This is a genomic window from Nocardioides dokdonensis FR1436 (assembly GCF_001653335.1).
GTDB lineage: Bacteria > Actinomycetota > Actinomycetes > Propionibacteriales > Nocardioidaceae > Nocardioides > Nocardioides dokdonensis.
The window spans coordinates 3,654,984-3,671,461 of the sequence record NZ_CP015079.1 but is presented as its reverse complement, the minus strand read 5'-3'; the positions used below and the strand labels follow the sequence as shown (position 1 = coordinate 3,671,461).

Annotated in this window: 17 protein-coding genes; 14 read left to right on the top strand and 3 right to left on the bottom strand. The window is 72.4% G+C overall.

Annotated elements, in window-relative coordinates; translation table 11 throughout:
* Window position 1 precedes the first annotated feature (1 nt).
* The 10 genes from I601_RS17360 to I601_RS17315 are packed head-to-tail and all read left to right on the top strand — an operon-like array spanning window position 2 to window position 8,465.
* On the top strand, window positions 2-1,210 hold the full coding sequence (locus I601_RS17360) for an MCE family protein (protein WP_068112515.1): 1,209 nt from the start codon (window positions 2-4) through the stop codon (window positions 1,208-1,210).
* Window positions 1,207-2,529 carry an MCE family protein gene (locus tag I601_RS17355; RefSeq protein WP_068112512.1) on the top strand — a complete coding sequence of 441 codons (1,323 nt, stop codon included), beginning with the start codon at window positions 1,207-1,209 and terminating at the stop codon, window positions 2,527-2,529. Before I601_RS17360 ends, I601_RS17355 begins: the two co-directional genes overlap by 4 nt.
* Entirely contained in the window at window positions 2,526-3,797 is a 1,272-nt protein-coding gene (locus I601_RS17350) for an MlaD family protein (protein WP_068112509.1), read from the top strand. The genes I601_RS17355 and I601_RS17350 overlap by 4 nt, the downstream gene beginning before the upstream one ends.
* An 11-nt stretch (window positions 3,798-3,808) precedes the next feature.
* Window positions 3,809-4,333 (top strand): hypothetical protein, encoded by a 525-nt coding sequence (locus I601_RS17345; protein WP_157520248.1) that lies wholly within the window; start codon window positions 3,809-3,811, stop codon window positions 4,331-4,333.
* 3 nt (window positions 4,334-4,336) lie between these two features.
* Window positions 4,337-5,056, top strand: a complete 720-nt coding sequence (locus I601_RS17340) for a hypothetical protein (RefSeq protein ID WP_068112503.1) — start codon at window positions 4,337-4,339, stop codon at window positions 5,054-5,056.
* 31 nt (window positions 5,057-5,087) lie between these two features.
* Window positions 5,088-6,104 carry an NAD(P)/FAD-dependent oxidoreductase gene (locus I601_RS17335; RefSeq protein ID WP_237089453.1) on the top strand — a complete coding sequence of 339 codons (1,017 nt, stop codon included), beginning with the start codon at window positions 5,088-5,090 and terminating at the stop codon, window positions 6,102-6,104.
* Window positions 6,101-6,295 carry a ferredoxin gene (locus I601_RS17330; protein ID WP_068112500.1) on the top strand — a complete coding sequence of 65 codons (195 nt, stop codon included), beginning with the start codon at window positions 6,101-6,103 and terminating at the stop codon, window positions 6,293-6,295. The genes I601_RS17335 and I601_RS17330 overlap by 4 nt, the downstream gene beginning before the upstream one ends.
* A 1-nt stretch (window position 6,296) precedes the next feature.
* On the top strand, window positions 6,297-7,196 hold the full coding sequence (locus I601_RS17325; protein ID WP_068112497.1) for a 3-oxoacyl-ACP reductase: 900 nt from the start codon (window positions 6,297-6,299) through the stop codon (window positions 7,194-7,196).
* Window positions 7,193-7,957 (top strand): SDR family NAD(P)-dependent oxidoreductase, encoded by a 765-nt coding sequence (locus tag I601_RS17320; protein ID WP_068112494.1) that lies wholly within the window; start codon window positions 7,193-7,195, stop codon window positions 7,955-7,957. Before I601_RS17325 ends, I601_RS17320 begins: the two co-directional genes overlap by 4 nt.
* Window position 7,958: 1 nt before the next feature.
* Window positions 7,959-8,465 (top strand): pyridoxamine 5'-phosphate oxidase family protein, encoded by a 507-nt coding sequence (locus I601_RS17315; protein ID WP_068112491.1) that lies wholly within the window; start codon window positions 7,959-7,961, stop codon window positions 8,463-8,465.
* Window positions 8,466-8,476: 11 nt separating this feature from the next.
* On the opposite strand, the gene I601_RS17310 is transcribed toward I601_RS17315, so the two are convergent.
* Entirely contained in the window at window positions 8,477-9,079 is a 603-nt protein-coding gene (locus tag I601_RS17310) for a TetR family transcriptional regulator (RefSeq protein ID WP_068112489.1), read from the bottom strand.
* A 219-nt stretch (window positions 9,080-9,298) separates the two neighbouring features.
* Between I601_RS17310 and I601_RS17305 the strand changes: the two genes are divergently transcribed.
* Genes I601_RS17305 through I601_RS17295 form a run of 3 tightly spaced genes read left to right on the top strand, consistent with a single transcriptional unit; the run spans window position 9,299 to window position 12,450 of the window.
* Window positions 9,299-10,597 carry a glycosyltransferase family 4 protein gene (locus I601_RS17305; RefSeq protein WP_084527765.1) on the top strand — a complete coding sequence of 433 codons (1,299 nt, stop codon included), beginning with the start codon at window positions 9,299-9,301 and terminating at the stop codon, window positions 10,595-10,597.
* Window positions 10,584-11,315: a class I SAM-dependent methyltransferase gene (locus I601_RS17300; protein WP_084527763.1), complete on the top strand. Its 732-nt coding sequence runs from the start codon at window positions 10,584-10,586 to the stop codon at window positions 11,313-11,315. Before I601_RS17305 ends, I601_RS17300 begins: the two co-directional genes overlap by 14 nt.
* Window positions 11,305-12,450 carry a prenyltransferase/squalene oxidase repeat-containing protein gene (locus tag I601_RS17295; protein WP_068112486.1) on the top strand — a complete coding sequence of 382 codons (1,146 nt, stop codon included), beginning with the start codon at window positions 11,305-11,307 and terminating at the stop codon, window positions 12,448-12,450. Before I601_RS17300 ends, I601_RS17295 begins: the two co-directional genes overlap by 11 nt.
* Here I601_RS17295 and I601_RS17290 read toward each other — a convergent pair.
* Window positions 12,421-13,074, bottom strand: a complete 654-nt coding sequence (locus tag I601_RS17290; RefSeq protein ID WP_068112482.1) for a class I SAM-dependent methyltransferase — start codon at window positions 13,072-13,074, stop codon at window positions 12,421-12,423. The genes I601_RS17295 and I601_RS17290 overlap by 30 nt on opposite strands.
* Before the next feature lie 49 nt (window positions 13,075-13,123).
* On the opposite strand from I601_RS17290, the gene I601_RS17285 reads away from it, so the two are divergent.
* Window positions 13,124-15,196: an acyl-CoA dehydrogenase gene (locus I601_RS17285; RefSeq protein WP_068112479.1), complete on the top strand. Its 2,073-nt coding sequence runs from the start codon at window positions 13,124-13,126 to the stop codon at window positions 15,194-15,196.
* 18 nt (window positions 15,197-15,214) lie between these two features.
* Here the strand turns inward: I601_RS17285 and I601_RS17280 are convergent, their stop codons facing one another.
* Window positions 15,215-16,462: an alpha/beta hydrolase gene (locus I601_RS17280; protein WP_068112476.1), complete on the bottom strand. Its 1,248-nt coding sequence runs from the start codon at window positions 16,460-16,462 to the stop codon at window positions 15,215-15,217.
* Window positions 16,463-16,478: the final 16 nt, after the last annotated feature.

Here is a 16,478-nt window from a genome sequence, read left to right as displayed (position 1 = left end):
CATGGACCGCCTCCTCGCGCGCGGACCGGCTGTCGTCGTGGTCCTGCTGCTGCTCGCGGGCTCGTTCCTCGCGTTGCGCGGCGGCGACGAGACCAAGCAGGTCACGGCGCACTTCCCCCGGGCGGTGAGCGTCTACGTCGGCACCGACGTGCGGATCCTCGGCGTCAACGTCGGCGAGGTGACCGCCGTGGTCCCCGACGGCGAGGCCGTGCGCGTCGAGATGGAGTACGACGGCGACGTCGACGTCCCCGACGACGCCCAGGCCGTGGTCGTCACGCCCACCCTGGTGGCCGACCGCTTCGTGCAGCTGACCCCGGCCTACACCGAGGGGGAGGTGATGGCCGACGGCGCCGAGATCGAGCTGCCCGACACCGGCGTGCCGGTCGAGCTGGACCGCATCTACGCGAGCCTGCGCGACCTCTCCACGGCGCTGGGTCCCGACGGCGCCAACGCCGACGGCACCCTGGACAACCTGCTCCGGGCCAGCTCCGAGGCGCTCGAGGGCCAGGGTGAGGCCGGCAACGACATGATCAACGAGCTCTCGCGAGCCGCCGAGACCTTCGGGGAAGGCAGCGGCGACCTCTTCGAGACCGTCAGCGCCCTCGCGGTCTTCACCGACACCCTCGCCAGGAACGACCGGCTGGTCCGCGCGTTCGTCCGCGACCTCGCCGGGGTCTCCGCCGACCTCGAGGAGGAGCGCGAGGAGCTGGGCGCCGCACTGACCTCGGTGTCGAGCGCGGTCGGGACGGTCGAGAAGTTCGTCCGGGAGAACCGGACCGCCCTCGTGGGCGACGTCGAGAAGCTGACCCGCACCGTCAAGACGATCGCCTCCGAGCGTGAGTCCATCGACCAGGCGCTCACCTCCGCCCCGGTCTCCATCGGCAACCTGGCGCTGGCCTTCAACAACGAGACGGGCTCGATCGGCTCGCGCATCGGCGTCTCCGGCAACGTGTGGGACGCCGACGGCTTCCTGTGCTCGGTGGTGCAGCAGTCCGCCCTGCCCCGGGTGAGCAAGAACCTGGCCTGCACCCTCTTCGAGGCGATCCTCGAGCCGATCACCAGCCCGGTGCCCACGCTGCCGCCGGAGCAGCGGGCACAGGACCCGGCTGCCCGCCGGCAGGGCGGACCGGACAGGTCCCGCCCCGACCAGGCGCGCTACGTGTCCGACCCCGGCGCCTCGCTGGCCGACCTCCTGGGAGGCCGACGATGAGGGCGGTACGACTGCTGGCCGGCGCCCTCGCAGGCGCGCTGCTGCTCACGGCGTGCGACTTCGACGGCGCCTACGACCTCCCGCTGCCGGGCTCCCCGGTCGACGCCGACTCCTCGTTCGAGGTGCGCGCCCAGTTCGACGACGTGCTCAGCGTGGTGCCGCGCTCGCCGGTCAAGGTCGACGACGTGACCGTCGGCGAGGTCGTCGACATCGAGCGCGACGGCTGGACGGCCCTGGTCACGCTGCGGGTGCGCGACGACGTGGTGCTGCCCGACAACGCCCTGGCCGACATCCGCCAGGTCAGCCTCCTGGGCGAGAAGTACGTCGCGCTCCTCGAGCCCACCGACACGCAGCCCACCGGGCGCCTGGGCGACGGCGACGACATCGTGCTGGCCGACACCGGGCGCAACCCGGAGGTCGAGGAGGTGCTCGGGGCCCTGTCGTACCTGCTCAGCGGCGGCGGCGTCGCCCAGCTCGGCACGATCACTCACGAGCTCAACAACGTCATGTCCGGCCGCACCGGAGACCTCAGGACGCTCCTCGGCGACCTGGAGGACGTGGTGGGGACCCTGGACGACCAGAAGGCCGAGATCATCGGCGCCATGGAGTCGCTGGCCAACCTCACCGCCACGCTCAACAAGGAGAAGCGGACCATCACCGGCGCCCTCGACGTGGCCGGCCCGGCTGTCGAGGTGCTCGCCGACCAGCACGACGAGCTGGTGGGCATGCTGCGCTCCCTCGACGAGCTCGGCGAGGTCGGCACCGAGGTGATCGGGGCCAGCAAGGACGACATCCTCGCCTCGCTGCGCTCGCTGCGCCCGGTCCTCGACAAGCTCACCGAGGCCGGCGACGCGCTGGCCCCGGGCCTCAACCTCCTGGTCAGCTTCCCGTTCCCCAAGGAGGCGTCCGAGATCGTCAAGGGCGACTACGCCAACACCTCCATCCGTCTCGACATCAGCCTCGAGAACCTCGTCCCCGGTGGTGGGCTGCTCCCGCCCGTCGACCTGCCCGACCCGCTCGAGACCGTCGGTGCGGTGCTGACCTGCCTGCAGTCGGGCGCCCTGACCTCGAAGGCCTGCCTGAAGGTGCTCAAGGACGCCGACCTGCTCCAGCAGCTCAAGAAGAAGTGCACGCGGCCCGCGCACGAGGAGAAGCCGGTCTGCCGGATCCTCAACCAGCTCCCCGACGTGCCCGGGCTGCCCGACCTCCCCGGCATCCTCGACGACCTGCTGCCCGGTCTGCCCGGCATCCTGGGCGGGGGTCGTGCCGACGCCGACCGGTCCCACGACCTCGCCGACCTGCTGGGCGGGCGAGCATGACCCGGGGCGTGAAGATCCGGCTGCTGGCCTTCGTCGTCCTCAGCGCCGTCGGCATCGTGTACATCTCCGCCAACTACCTCGGTCTCGTCGACCGGGTGCTCGGCCGGGGCATCACGGTGCAGGCCACCCTGCCGTCCTCCGGCGGTCTCTTCGAGGGCAGCGAGGTGACCTACCGCGGGGTCAAGATCGGCAAGGTCGCGAAGATGCGACCCACCCGCGAGGGGGTCACGCTCGACCTGGCGCTCGTGGACGGCACCGAGCTCCCGCTGGACTCGCCGATGTTCGTGCACAACCTGTCGGCGGTGGGGGAGCAGTACCTCGACTTCGAGCCGGCCGACGACCGGGGACCCTACGCGGCGGCCGGCGACGTCCTCGAGGGCTCGGCCGAGTCGATGCCGGTCGACGAGGCCGACCTCCTCGTCGAGCTGGACCAGTTCGTCTCCAGCGTCGACGGCGACCACCTGCGCACCTTCGTCTCCGAGCTGGGCGACCTCTTCGCCGACACCGGGGTGCCGCTCCAGCGGCTGCTCGACAACGGTCAGCGCTTCATCTCCGAGGCGGCAGAGCACACCGACGAGACCATCCGCCTGCTCGACACCGGCCTGGTCGTGCTGCGCACCCAGCAGGGCCAGCAGGAGAACATCCGCTCCTTCTCCCGCGACCTCTCGCTGCTCACCCGGACCCTGCGGCGCAGCGACGAGCCGCTGCGCGAGGTCCTGCAGGGCACCCCCGGCACCGCCCGCGAGGTGCAGGCGCTGCTCGAGGACCTCGAGCCGACGCTGCCGGTGCTGCTGGGCAACGCCATCTCGCTCAACCAGGTCGTGGTCTCGCACCTCGCGGGCGTCGAGCAGCTGCTCGTCACCTACCCGCGCGTGATCTCGTCGGGCTTCACCGGCACCCCGCCCGACGGCTACGGGCATGTCAACCTGCAGCTGGACTACTCCGTGCCGCCGTGCACCGAGGGGTTCCGCCCGCCCAGCACGTGGCGGCGCGGGGACCAGCTCAGCGACGGTCCGATCTTCCCGGCGCGGTGCGAGGCGGGACCGCCGTACGGCATGCGTGGTCCGAAGTACTCCCCGGACGCCCGGGAGGGCGCAGGCAGCTCCGGGCGGGCGCTGCGCAGCAGCTACGATCCGGTCACCGGCGAGATCGCCGGTGCCGTGGACCGGGACGGGAACCCGGTGCGGTTCGAGGACCAGGGTGACCTGTCGGTCCTCGGCGGGGACGCCTGGAAGTGGCTCCTGGTGGGGCCGGTGAGGGGTCGGTGAGATTGATGGACATGACCGACGGGCGCCCCGTCAACCGCACCGTCAACGTGGTGCTCTACCTCAGCGTGATGCTGCTCGCGGCGACCGCCGTGGTGCTGGGCGTGCAGATCGCCCAGGACGCCGGGCGCAGCGGAGCCTCGGGTGCCGAGGGAGCCCCGGAGCAGTACGCCGCCGTGCTCAGCGCCGCCCGCGAGGAGGCGGAGGCGTTCATCAACATCCGCTACGACGACGCGGAGGCGAGCATCGAGAAGGTCGCCTCCGGTGCCACGGGCGAGTTCCGCAAGCAGTACGACGAGTCGACCAAGGGGGTCCGCAAGGTGCTGCGGCAGAACAGGTCGATCATGGCCGGCGAGGTGCTGTGGGCCGGCGTCGTGGCCGCCGACGACGACTCCGCGACGGTGATCGCGGCCACCACGGGCACCGTCTCCAACGTCCAGACCGAGAACGAGCCCGTCGCCCGGGCCTTCCGCCTGCGTCTCGAGCTGGTGCTCGAGGACGGGCGCTGGTTGACCCACGACCTCCAGTTCGTGGCCTGAGGCATGGCCCAGCGACCCCGGCAGCCCCGGGCCCCCCGGTCCCCGCGTCCCGGCAGCTCACGCACCGGCGCCCCCCGGCCGCGCCGCCTGGCCGGCAGCGGCCCGCACGGGCCCGTCGACGAGGCGGCGCCCGAGCCCGCACCCGAGCGCGCGCCCGAGTCCGCATCGGTTCCCGGCGCCGAACCGGCCTCGGCCTCGCTGTTCGCGTCCTCGCGAGCGACCCGGTGGCTGGTGGTGGCCTTCGTGGTGCTGCTGGTCGCGGTCCCGGCCGAGTTCGTCTACTGGCAGTACTTCTCCGACTCGTCGGCCTCCTCCGACGCGCCGAGCGACGCGCAGCCCGTGAGCGTGCCGCAGTCGGAGTTCCGCCCCGGCGTGGAGGCGGCCGCGCAGAGCGCCGAGGTGATCCTCGGCTCGAGCCACGAGTCCTACGACGAGGGCATCGAGGACGCCACAGCGCTGATGACCGCGGACTTCGCCGAGCAGTACGTCGAGACCAAGGAGGACGTGCGCGAGGAGTTCATCGACGCCCGCACCACGGTCGAGGTCCGGATGCTGGCCCAGGGCGTCGTGCGCGCGTCGCCCTCGCAGGTGCAGGCGCTGCTGTTCTTCAACCAGTACGTCACCAAGAAGGGCGAGCAGACCTCGTTCAGCGAGTACCGCGCGCTGGTCACGGTCGTCGACACCGCCGACGGCTGGCTCGTCTCCGACATCGAGACCCAGTGACGGCGAAACTAGAACACGTTATGGTTCTTGCGTGACCGTGACCACAGGCCCGACCGTCGAGTGCGACATCCTGGTCGTCGGCGCGGGTCCGACCGGCCTGTTCGCCGCCTACTACGCTGGGTTCCGCGGCCACCGGGTCGCGGTCGTCGACTCGCTGCCCGAGCTCGGCGGCCAGATCACCGCGATGTACCCCGAGAAGATGATCCTCGACGTGGCCGGGTTCCCCGCTGTCAAGGGCCGCGACCTGGTGGCCGGGCTGGTCGAGCAGGCGGCCAGCGCCGACCCGACGTACCTGCTGGGACGCACCGCGGCGAGCCTCGAGCACAACGACGACGGAGTCGTCGTCGGCCTCGACGACGGCACCCGTGTGCATGCCGGGGCGGTGCTGGTCACCGCCGGGATCGGCAAGTTCAGCCCCCGCGCCCTGCCGGCCGGCGAGGGCTGGCAGGGCCGTGGCCTGGAGTTCTTCGTGCCTCGCTTCGAGCCGTACGCCGACCGCGACGTGGTGATCGTCGGCGGCGGCGACTCCGCCTTCGACTGGGCCGTCCACCTCGAGCCGATCGCCCGGTCGGTGACGGTCGTGCACCGCCGCGCCGCCTTCCGCGCCCACGAGCGCACGGTCGAGCAGGTGCGCGCCTCCTCGGTCCGCCTGATCACCGATGCCCAGGTCAGCGCGCTGCGGGCCGACCCGGACGGGCCCGACGGCCTCGACGGCCCCGTGGCCGAGGTCGAGATCCAGGTGGGGGAGGAGACCCTGGTGCTGCCCTGCCAGGCGGTCGTGGCGGCCCTCGGGTTCATCGCCGACCTCGGACCCATCCAGCAGTGGGGGATCGAGGTCGAGAAGCGGCACATCGTGGTCGCCCCCTCGATGCAGACCAACCTGCGCCGGGTCTTCGCCGCGGGCGACATCACCGAGCACCCCGGCAAGGTCCGCCTGATCGCCGTCGGGTTCGGTGAGGCTGCCACGGCCGTGAACAACGCCACCGTCACGATCGATCCCGGGGCCAAGGTGTTCCCGGGCCACTCCAGCGAAGGAAGCCAGCCATGAGCGAGATCAAGGTCGACTACGACCTGTGCGAGGCGAACGGACTGTGCGAGGCGATGGCCCCGCAGGTCTTCGAGCTCGACGACGACGACAACCTGCAGCTGAAGACGACCACGACCACGGACGAGAACCGTGGCGACGTCGACCGCGCGGTCGCTGCGTGCCCGCGCGCCGCGATCTCGCTGGAGGGCTGAGATGGCGAGCACCTCCCTCGACGGCCGCGTCGCCGTCGTCACCGGCGCCGGCGCCGGTCTGGGGCGCGCCGAGGCGCTGGCCCTCGCCTCCGGGGGCGCCGACCTGGTCCTCAACGACCTGCCCGGAGCGGCCGACGGGACCGCCGACGAGATCAAGGCCCTGGGGCGCCGTGTGCAGGTCGTCGAAGGCGACGTGGCCGAGCGGGCCACCGCCGACGCGATGATGGCCGCGGCCGTGGACGGCCTCGGTCGCCTGGACGTGGTGGTCAACAACGCGGGCATGACCCGCGACCGGATGCTCTTCAACATGAGCGACGAGGAGTTCGACACGGTCGTGCGCGTGCACCTGCGCGGACACTTCCTGCTCTCGCGCAACGCTGCGGCGTACTGGCGCGGACAGGCCAAGGAGCAGGGCGCGCCCGTCTACGGCAGCGTCGTCAACACCGCCTCCGAGGCGTTCCTGTCCGGCCCTCCCGGCCAGGCCAACTACGGCGCCGCCAAGGCCGGCATCGCGAACCTGACCGTGGCCACGGCCCGGGCCCTGGGCTCCTCGGGCGTCCGCGCCAACGCGATCTGCCCGCGCGCCCGCACCGCGATGACCGCGCAGGTCTTCGGCGAGGACACCTCCGGCGAGGGCATCGACCCCTACTCGCCCGAGCACGTGGCCCCGCTGGTCGCCTACCTCGCCTCCCCGGCCGCCGAGCGGATCACCGGCCAGGTGTTCGTGGTGTACGGCGGCATGGTCGCGCTCGTCGCGGCACCCGTCGTCGAGCAGCGCTTCGACACCACGGGCCAGACCTTCACCCCCGACGAGCTGGACCAGCAGCTGGGCGGGTTCTTCGCCGACCGCGACCCGGCCGTCGGCTTCGCCGCAGACTCCATCATGCGGCTGACCCTGTGAGGCTCGCGGGCAAGGTCGCCATCGTGACCGGCGGCGCGATGGGCCAGGGGGCCGGCATCTGCCGCGCCTTCGTGGCCGAGGGCGCCCGCACGGTGATCGCCGACGTCGCCGACGAGCAGGGTGCCGCGCTGGCGGCCGAGCTCGAGCAGTCGCACCCGGGCATGGCCCGCTTCGCCCACCACGACGTCAGCGACGAGTCCTCCTGGACCACGCTGGTCGACGAGACGGTCGAGCAGTGGGGCCCCGTCTCGGTGCTGGCCAACAACGCCGGCGTGCTGCGCTTCGGCCAGATCGAGCGCCAGGACATCACCGACCTGGAGCTGATGTTCCGGGTCAACCAGCTCGGCTGCTTCCTGGGCATGAAGGCCGTCGCGCGCACGATGCGCAAGAACGGCGGCGGCTCGATCATCAACGCCTCCTCCACCGAGGGACTGGGCGGCATGTCCGGCGTCGTCGCCTACGGCGCCACGAAGTTCGCCATCCGCGGCATGACCAAGGGCGCCTCGCACGAGCTGGGCCCGCACGGCATCCGCGTGAACTCCGTGCACCCCGGGATGATCGACACCCCGATGACCCGCGAGCACGGCGGCGACGCGGCGATGGAGTTCGGTGCCGCCAAGGTGCCGCTGCGCCGGGTCGGGCACCCCGAGGACGTCGCCCCGCTCTACGTCTACCTCGCCAGCAACGAGTCCACCTACGTCAACGGCGCCGAGATCGCGATCGACGGCGGCGTCAGCGCAACCCACGCCTTCGGAGGCTGAGATGGCCAAGCAGCGAACCCAGGTCCAGATGAGCGAGGTCGAGGTCGACGCGTTCATCGCCGAGCAGCGCAGCTCGACGGTCGCCACGATCGGCAAGGACGGCGGGGTCCACCTGGTCGCGATGTGGTACGCGTGGCTCGACGGCCACGTCTACCTCGAGACCAAGGCCAAGTCGCAGAAGGTCGTCAACCTGCGTCGCGACCCGCGGATGAGCTTCCTCGTGGAGGCCGGCCACACCTACGACCAGCTGCGCGGGGTCTCCCTCGAGGGGACCGGTGTCGTGCTCGACGACGAGCAGCTCGTGTGGGACGTGTGCGTCGACGTGTTCGAGCGCTACAACGCGCCCTTCACCGAGGAGATGCGCCCCTTCGTCGAGGTGATGGCCAGGAACCGGGTGGTGGTGCGCCTCGACGCAGAGCGCGTGCGCAGCTGGGACCACCGCAAGCTGGGGCTGCCCGAGATGCCGATCGGCGGCTCGACCAGCGCCTCGGTGCTGCCCCCGGCCTGAGGGCGGGGCTGCTACTCGCGCAGCAGGAGGCCGACCGCCACCTCGATCTTGGTGCCCGTCTCGGCCACGCTGGCGCGGCCGGTGACCCAGCCGACGAGGGCGGAGAGCCACACGTCGCCGATGACCTTCGCCACGGCGATGTCGTCGTCGCTGACGTCGTCCTTGCTCGGGTCCATCGCCCAGGTGAGCATCCGCGTCAGCAGCATGCCGACGTGGTCGATCTCGGTGCGCACCGAGGCGTCCGCGAACATGAAGGCCCGGGTCAGCGCCTCGGTCAGGTGCGGGTCGGCGCGCATGCCGCGGGTGGTGGTGCGCAACACGTTGATGACCCGCTCGGCGGCGGTGTCCCCGGGGACCTCGCGCTGGCGCACCAGCGCGTCGCCCCGCTCGAACTCGCGGCCCAGGGCCGAGACGAGCAGGTGGATCTTGGAGGGGAAGTAGCGGTAGAGCGTCCCCAGCGCCACCTCGGCCTGGTCGGCGACCGCCCGCATCTGCACCGCGTCGAAGCCTCCCTCGGAGGCGAGGGAGATGGTCGCGTCGAGGATGCGCTTGCGACGCTCACGCTGCGCGGACGAACCGAGGTCGTCGCTGGTGAGGGAGTTGGTGGCGGTCACAACGGGGCCTTCTGACTGGTCGGGAGGGTGGCGGGAGCGGACAGCCCGGGGTTCGGGTGCTGGAGTGCGCAGACGGGCGAACGACTAGGCTACCCGCGAGTCGTGTCATGATAGAACACGTTCCACTTCCGTGACCCTGCCCAGGCGGGTGAGTTCCCGGAGTGCGGCGAGTCCCCCCGATCGGCCCCGACGGCCGCACTGACCAGAGGAGCCCGGCACATGCGGATCGCGATGCTGTCCTACCGCTCCAAGCCGCACTGTGGCGGCCAGGGCATCTACATCCGCCACCTCAGCCGTGAGCTGACCGCCCTCGGTCACGAGGTCGAGGTCTTCTCGGGCCAGCCCTACCCCGAGCTCGACGCCGGCGTGCGCCTGACCAAGGTGCCCAGCCTCGACCTCTACCGCGAGCCCGACCCCTTCCGGGTGCCGAGGCTGCGCGAGTTCCGGGACCGCGTCGACGTCGAGGAGTTCGCCACCATGTGCGCGGCCGGGTTCCCCGAGCCCAAGACGTTCAGCACCCGGGTCGCGCGGCTGCTCGCGGAGCGGGCCGAGGAGTTCGACATCGCCCACGACAACCAGGTGCTCGGCTACGGCATGCTCGACATCGAGCGGACGATGCCGTTGATCACGACGCTGCACCACCCGATCACGTTCGACCGCCGCATCGACCTCGCCCAGGTCCGCAACCCGTGGCGCAAGCTCACGCTGCGCCGCTGGTACGGCTTCCTGCGCATGCAGGGCCGGGTCGCGCGCTCCGCGCGGGCGCTGATGACGCCGTCGCAGACCTCCAAGCGCGACATCGCCCGGGACTTCGGGGTCGACCCGGAGCGGATGCAGGTCATCCTGCTCGGCGTCGACGACGGCTTCGTGCCCCCCACCGCGCCCCGGGTGCCCGGTCGCATCCTGGCCATGGCCAGCGCGGACGCTCCCATGAAGGGCATCTCGACGCTCCTCGAGGCCTTCGCCAAGCTGCGCACCGAGCGCGACCTCGAGCTGCTCCTGGTCACCAAGCCCCAGCCGGGCGGGCGTACGGAGAAGCTGATCGACAAGCTCTCGATCGGCGACGCCGTCCGCTTCGTGCACGGCGTCAGCGAGGCCGAGCTCGTCGAGCTGATGGGCTCCGCGGAGGTCGCCTGCGTGCCGTCGCTCTACGAGGGCTTCTCGCTGCCCACGGCCGAGCTGATGGCCTGCGCGACCCCGCTGATCGTCTCCCGTGCCGGTGCCATCCCCGAGGTGGTCGGCCCCGACGGGCTGTGCGCCGACCTGGTCACCCCCGGTGACGTCGGGGAGCTGACGGCCTCGCTGGCCGCGTTGCTCGACGACCCCGAGCGGCGCGAGCGGATGGGCCTCGCGGGCCGTCGGCGCGTCGAGGAGATGTTCAGCTGGCGGGCGGTGGCGGCGACCGTCGCCCAGTCCTACGAGGACGTGATCGAGTCCTGGCACAGCACAGGACCCATGACCGGCACCGGCCGCAAGGGCCGGCGGACCAGAAAGAAGGGCACCAGTGCTCACCGTTGACTTCGACCGCCTCGGGCTGCGCCCGGGCGACCGCGTCCTGGACATGGGTGCCGGCGGCGGCCGGCACGCCTTCGAGGCCTACCGCCGCGGCGGTGACGTGCTGGCGTTCGACATGGACGCCGACGAGCTGTCCGGCGTGCGCGACCTGTTCGTCGCGATGCGCGAGGCCGGCGAGGTCCCCGAGGGTGCCGAGGCCGACGTCAAGCAGGGCGACGCGCTCGCGCTGCCCTTCGCCGACGGCGAGTTCGACCGCATCATCGCGGCCGAGGTGCTCGAGCACATCCCCGCGGACATCCAGGCCATCGAGGAGCTCGCCCGGGTGCTGCGCCCCGGCGGCACGATGGCGGTCTCGGTGCCGCGCTGGTTCCCCGAGATCGTCAACTGGAAGCTCAGCGACGACTACCACAACGTGCCCTACGGCCACATCCGGATCTACTCCGACAAGGAGCTGATCGGCAAGCTGGAGAACGCCGGGCTGACCTACGAGGGCAAGGACTACGCCCACGGCCTGCACGCGCCGTACTGGTGGATCAAGTGCGCGGTGGGCGTCACCAACGACGACCACCCGGCCGTGAAGGCCTACCACCGGCTCCTGGTCTGGGAGATCATGAAGCAGCCGCGCGCCCTGCGCCTGGCCGGCCGCGTGCTCGACCCGCTCATCGGCAAGAGCCTGGTCCTCTACGTCACCAAGCCCGTGAGCGACCCGCATGCGGCCTGAGGACCGCGTCGCCGACGCCCAGCTGGCCCGGTTGCCGTACGTCGACGGGGTGCTCAGCGCCCGGCAGGTCGCGCAGACGGCCCGATCGATCGCGGAGATGCAGGAGCCCTGCGGCTCGATCCCGTGGACCACCGGCGAGCACACCGACATCTGGAACCACGTCGAGGCCGCCATGGCGCTGCTCGTGGGGGGCGAGGTCGAGGCCGCCGAGGCGGCCTACGACTGGGTGCCGACCATGCAGCGGGCCGACGGCTCGTGGCCGATGAAGATCGTCGGCGGCGAGGTCGAGGACCCGCGTGGCGAGGTCAACATGTCGGCCTACCTCGCGGTGGGCGTCTGGCACCACTGGCTGGTGCGCCGCGACCTGGCCTTCGTCCGGCGCTTCTGGCCCTCGGTCCGCGCCGGGCTCGACTGGGTCGTCAGCCAGCAGGTCGCCTTCGGTGGCATCAACTGGACCCCCGACGAGGACGGTGCGCTGCTGGCCGGCTCCTCCAGCATCTACCAGTCGCTGCGGGCCGGCGTCGCGCTCGCCGACCTGCTCGAGGAGCCGCAGCCCGAGTGGGAGCTCGCCGGCGGGCGCCTGGGCCACGCGGTGCGCCGCCACCGCGACCTGTTCCTGGACAAGGCGACGTACTCCATGGACTGGTACTACCCGGTCCTGGGCGGCGCCGTGCGCGGCGACCACGCCCTTGAGCTCATCGACAGCCGCTGGGACGACTTCGTGCGTCCCGGTCTCGGCATCCTCTGCGTCGACACCAACCCCTGGGTCACCGGGGCCGAGACCTGCGAGCTGGTGATGGCGCTCGACGCCATCGGCGAGCGGCGTCGCGCGCTGGCGCTGCTCAGCGACATGCAGCACCTGCGCACCGACGACGGCAAGTACTGGACCGGCTGGGTCTACGGCGACGAGGCCACCTCGACCGAGCCCGTCAACGTCAACTGGCCGCCGGAGTGGACGACGTACACCGCCGCCGCCGTGGTGCTGGCCGTCGACGCGCTGGGGGAGACCCACGGTCACGCGACCCCCGGCTCCGGGATCATGCGCGGCACGTCGCTGGCGCCGCACTTCGCCGAGATCGGCCTGGAGTGCGGCTGTGTCGAGGAGTCAGCCGACGGGGTCGCCCGCCGCGCCTGAGACCCGGCGCAGCACCCGCATCGAGCCGAGCGCCTCGACCTCCTCGAACGCGCCGGAGTCCAGGGCGCGCAGGTGGACGTGGTACGGCGCCTGCCCGCCGTCGGCGGGGTCGGAGAAGACGTCGTGGATGACCAGCAGGCCGTCGCGCACCAGGTGGTGCGCCCAGCCGCTGTAGTCGTTCTGCGCGTGCTCCTCGGCGTGCCCGCCGTCGATGAACAGCAGCGACAGGGGCGTGCGCCAGTGGGTGCTCGCCGTGGTCGAGCGTCCGACCACGAGCACCACCTGGTCCTCGAGGCCGGCGTCGTGCAGGGCGCGGCGCGCGAAGGGCAGCGTCTCCATCATCCCGACCTGGGGGTCCACCACGCCCGGGTCGTGGTGCTCCCAGCCGGCCTGGTTCTCCTCGGAGCCTCGGTGGTGGTCGACGGTGAAGACCACGGCCTGCTCGCCGCCGACCTCGCGGGCGGCCGCGCCGAGGTAGATGGCGGACTTGCCGCAGTAGGTCCCGACCTCCAGGGCAGGGCCGTGCGGCAGACGCTCCAGCGCTCTACGGTGCAGCAGCATGCCCTCGTCGGGGGGCATGAAGCCCTTCGCGGCCAGGGCATGGGGCAGCCAGTCGTTGCTCACGAGCGCAGCCTATAGAGTGAGAACACGTTCTAGTTTTGGAGGGCACTGCATGTCGATCGGGATCTCCGAGGAGCACGCCGAGCTGGCGGCCAGCCTGCGGTCGTGGGCGGCCGGCCTGGAGGGGCCGTCGGTGGCCAGGGCCGCCGAGGGCGACCAGGACGCGCGCTTCGCCGACACCTGGCAGGCCCTGGTCGCGATGGGGGTGCCCTCGATCGCCGTGGCCGAGGACCTCGGCGGCGGTGGCGGCTCCGCCCTGGACCTGGCCGTGGCGCTCGAGGCCTGTGCCCACGAGCTGGTGCCCGGCGCCCTGCTCGGCCCGGTCGTGGCCGCGCACCTGCTGCCCTCGGGCGCCGTCGACGAGATCGTCTCCGTCGTGCTCGACGCGGTGCTGTGGGACGCACCGAGCGCGACCCGGGCCGTGGTCGTGGACGGCGACCGTCTCGTGGTCGTCGCCCGCGACGCGCTGGAGCTGGAGGCCTCGCCCGGCCTCGACCTGACCCGTCGCTTCGCCCGGGTGAGCGCCGTCGACACCTCCGACGGCTCCCCCGTCGAGGGCGCCACGGCCGCGACCCTGCGGCGTGCTGCCGTCACCTACGCCGCCGCCGAGGCGGCGGGCCTGGCGCGCTGGTGCCTGGCGACCGCCGTCGAGTACGCCAAGGTGCGCGAGCAGTTCGGTCGCCCCATCGGCAGCTTCCAGGCGGTCAAGCACCTCTGTGCCGAGATGCTGGAGACCGCCGAGGCGGTGACCGCGGCCGCGTGGGACGTCGCCTCCGCTGCTGCGGACGGTGACGAGGACCAGTGGGCCTTCGCGGCCGACGTGGCCGAGGTCGTCTGCTTCGACGGGGCGGTGGAGGTCGCGAAGACCTGCATCCAGGTGCTGGGCGGGATCGGCTTCACCTTCGAGCACGACGCCCACCTCTACCTGCGTCGCGCGCTGGTCCTGCGCGGGCTGCTGGGTCGCGGCGAGGACGCCGCCGAGCGGCTGGTCGCGACCGCGGTCGAGGGGCGTCGCCGCAAGGTCCGCCTCGACCTCGAGGGTCGCGACGAGCACGTGCGCGCCGCCGTGCGCGAGGACGTCGCCCGCGTGGCGGCACTGCCCGCGGACCAGCGCCGCAGCGCCCTGGTCGAGGCCGGTCTGCTCACCCCACACTGGCCCGCGCCGTACGGTCGCGGCGCTGACGCGGTGGAGCAGGTCGTCATCGACGAGGAGCTCGCCGAGGCCGGGGTCGAGCGCCCTGACATCGTCATCGCCGGGTGGGCGCTGCCCACGATCGTGCAGCACGGCACCGACGCGCAGCGCGAGCGGCTGGTGCTGCCCTCGCTGCGCGGTGAGCTGGTGTGGTGCCAGCTGTTCTCCGAGCCCGGCGCCGGCTCCGACCTGGCCTCGTTGCGCACCCGCGCGGTCAAGGTCGAGGGCGGGTGGCGCCTGAGCGGGCAGAAGGTCTGGACCTCGCTGGCCGAGCGCGCGGACTGGGCGATCTGCCTGGCCCGCACCGACCCCGACGTCCCGCAGCACCGCGGCATCACCTACTTCCTGGTCGACATGCGCGGCTCGGAGGGCATCGACGTCCGCCCGCTGCGCGAGATCACCGGCGAGGCGCTGTTCAACGAGGTGTTCCTCGACGACGTGTTCGTCCCGGACGACTGCGTCGTCGCCGAGCCGGGGGACGGCTGGCGCCTGGCGCGCACCACGCTGGCCAACGAGCGGGTGGCGATGGCAGGCAGCCGGCTGGCCACCGCCACCGAGCGTGCCGTCGAGCTGGCCGCGCAGCGCGACCTGGGCGCGGCTCGCCGGGTCGCCGTGGGTCGCAGCGTCGCGCTGTCGACGGTCTGCACCCTGCTCGGGGTCCGGTCCACGCTGCGGTCGCTGGCCGGCCAGGGCCCCGGTGCGGAGTCGAGCGTCGCCAAGCTGCTGGGGGTCCGCAACCGCCAGGACGCCGCCGAGCTCGTGGTCGCGCTGCAGGAGGAGGCGGTGGCCTCCTACTGCCCCGACGCCTCGGTCGAGCAGCTCGCGGAGGACGTGCGCGACATGCTCAACACCCGCTGCCTGTCCATCGCCGGCGGCACCACCCAGGTGCTGCGCAACGTCGCGGGGGAGCGGATCCTGGGCCTGCCCCGCTGAGGAGCTCCTGGGGGCAGCTCAGCGTGCGCCGGCCGCCGCGGCGCGTTCGCGGCGGTACTGGTTCCAGTGCCAGTGCAGGTAGCGGTCGACCGCGCGCACCACGTGGGAGCTGCGGATCGAGGGGAAGACGTCGAAGGCGTGCTGGGCGCCCGGCAGCTCGGCGTACACCACCGAGCGCTTGGATACGCTGCGCAGCCGCTCGACGAACGCCCGGGCCGCCTCGACGGGGGCCAGGGAGTCGTGGTGACCGTGCAGCACGAACATGTCGGGAGCGTCCTCGCTCACCTGGAGGATCGGGGAGGCGTCCTCGAAGACCTCGGGATCCTGCTCCCACCGGGTCCCCAGCACCCGCGGGCCCACGAAGCCGTCGCGCATGAGCAGCGTCCGGCGCAGGCCGGTCGACCCCGCGATGTCATAGACGCCGTAGAGAGGCACCGCCACCTGGACGGAGGTGTCGGCGTCCTCGAAGCCCGGCTGCCACTCCCGCCGTCCGGGCGTCAGGGCGGCCAGGGCGGCGAGGTGCCCGCCGGCGGAGCCGCCGGTGATCGCGATGTAGTCGGGGTCGCCGCCGTAGGCGGCGATGTGCTCGCGGACCCAGGCGATCGCCTTCTTCACGTCCACGATCTGCGCGGGCCACAGGTGCCTCGGTGCCAGGCGGTAGTTGATCGCGACGCAGACCCAGCCCTTGGCGGCCAGGTGCTGCATCAGCGGGATGGCCTGCTGGTCCTTGCGCCCGATCGTCCAGCCGCCGCCGTGGACCTGCAGCAGGACCGGCGCGTCGGCGAGCTGGCCGTCGGCGGGCCGGTAGATGTCGAGCATGCCGCGCCGCCCGGCGGTGTCGTCGAACACGATGTCGCGGTCGACGCGCACCCGTGCCTCGCGCATCCGGAACGGGTAGACCAACCGACGCCACGGCACCGCCAGGTCGGCCGGCGTGGGACGGGTCTCGAGCTGGTCGAGGTAGTCGGCTCCCAGCGCATCGACGAGGGCGTCCTCCGCGACCTCGCGGACCTGGCGGCTCTGCGCGACCAGGTGGGCCAGGCCGGCGGCGCTCACCGCGGCCAGTGCCAGCCCCCGGGGGTCGCGCCGCCTCCCGCTGGCGTGGGCGGCCGCGTCCGCGGCGGTGACGGCCAGGACGTGCGGTGCCAGCTCGCCGACGAGCCAGGCGGGGAAGAAGGCCACGGCGCTCGCGCCGTAGCCGGGCAGCGGGCGCAGCGCGTTGGCCGTCAGCGCAGCGGTCACGACCTGGCGGCGGAGGAAGGACATGCGGGGCACTCTAGGG

What these genes read in the sequence shown, in the direction of transcription:
- I601_RS17305 (WP_084527765.1), top strand. Translation starts at nt 9,299, where the DNA reads ATGCGGATCGCGATGCTGTCCTACCGCTCCAAGCCGCACTGTGGCGGC.
- I601_RS17360 (WP_068112515.1), top strand. Translation starts at nt 2, where the DNA reads ATGGACCGCCTCCTCGCGCGCGGACCGGCTGTCGTCGTGGTCCTGCTG.
- I601_RS17285 (WP_068112479.1), top strand. Translation starts at nt 13,124, where the DNA reads ATGTCGATCGGGATCTCCGAGGAGCACGCCGAGCTGGCGGCCAGCCTG.
- I601_RS17295 (WP_068112486.1), top strand. Translation starts at nt 11,305, where the DNA reads ATGCGGCCTGAGGACCGCGTCGCCGACGCCCAGCTGGCCCGGTTGCCG.
- I601_RS17345 (WP_157520248.1), top strand. Translation starts at nt 3,809, where the DNA reads ATGACCGACGGGCGCCCCGTCAACCGCACCGTCAACGTGGTGCTCTAC.
- I601_RS17340 (WP_068112503.1), top strand. Translation starts at nt 4,337, where the DNA reads ATGGCCCAGCGACCCCGGCAGCCCCGGGCCCCCCGGTCCCCGCGTCCC.
- I601_RS17355 (WP_068112512.1), top strand. Translation starts at nt 1,207, where the DNA reads ATGAGGGCGGTACGACTGCTGGCCGGCGCCCTCGCAGGCGCGCTGCTG.
- I601_RS17350 (WP_068112509.1), top strand. Translation starts at nt 2,526, where the DNA reads ATGACCCGGGGCGTGAAGATCCGGCTGCTGGCCTTCGTCGTCCTCAGC.
- I601_RS17330 (WP_068112500.1), top strand. Translation starts at nt 6,101, where the DNA reads ATGAGCGAGATCAAGGTCGACTACGACCTGTGCGAGGCGAACGGACTG.
- I601_RS17325 (WP_068112497.1), top strand. Translation starts at nt 6,297, where the DNA reads ATGGCGAGCACCTCCCTCGACGGCCGCGTCGCCGTCGTCACCGGCGCC.
- I601_RS17315 (WP_068112491.1), top strand. Translation starts at nt 7,959, where the DNA reads ATGGCCAAGCAGCGAACCCAGGTCCAGATGAGCGAGGTCGAGGTCGAC.
- I601_RS17280 (WP_068112476.1), bottom strand. Translation starts at nt 16,462, where the DNA reads ATGTCCTTCCTCCGCCGCCAGGTCGTGACCGCTGCGCTGACGGCCAAC.